1 protein-coding gene is annotated in these 471 nt (G+C 45.2%); it reads left to right on the top strand.

The genetic code is table 11. From position 1 onward, the window contains the following. Positions 1-471: MobA/MobL family protein (locus tag DLK05_RS17025; protein WP_209319965.1), on the top strand; the 471-nt coding region annotated here is incomplete at both ends.

Here is a 471-nt window from a genome sequence, read left to right as displayed (position 1 = left end):
ATATATTTTGGCAATGTGCCGATGAATATGAGCGTAAAAACGGCAGTACCTACCGTGAAATTGAAATTGCCCTTCCCAGGGAACTGACACCGCAACAGCGTAAAGAGTTGGTTCAAACCTTTGTTGAACAAGAGCTAGGCGAACAACATGCCTATACATGGGCAATTCATACCCCAAAGGCAAGCATAGAGGGCGGAGAACAACCTCATGCCCATATCATGTATAGCGAACGCTTACAGGATGGTATTGAACGCAGTCCTGACCAGTTTTTTAAACGCTATAATAGTAAAAATCCTGAGCGTGGTGGTTGTCAGAAGTCCAATACTGCTAAAACCGCAGAACAGCGCAAAACCGAGCTTGTAGAATTGCGTGAACGCTTTGCTGATCTTCAAAATGCCTATTTAGAAGAATACGGACATGCAGATCGGGTCGATCATCGCAGTCTTGCTGATCAAGGCATTGAGCGCAGTC

Origin of the sequence: Ancylomarina longa, from assembly GCF_003996985.1 — a bacterium.
Lineage (GTDB): Bacteria > Bacteroidota > Bacteroidia > Bacteroidales > Marinifilaceae > Ancylomarina_A > Ancylomarina_A longa.
This window is presented reverse-complemented; position numbering and strand designations above follow the sequence as displayed.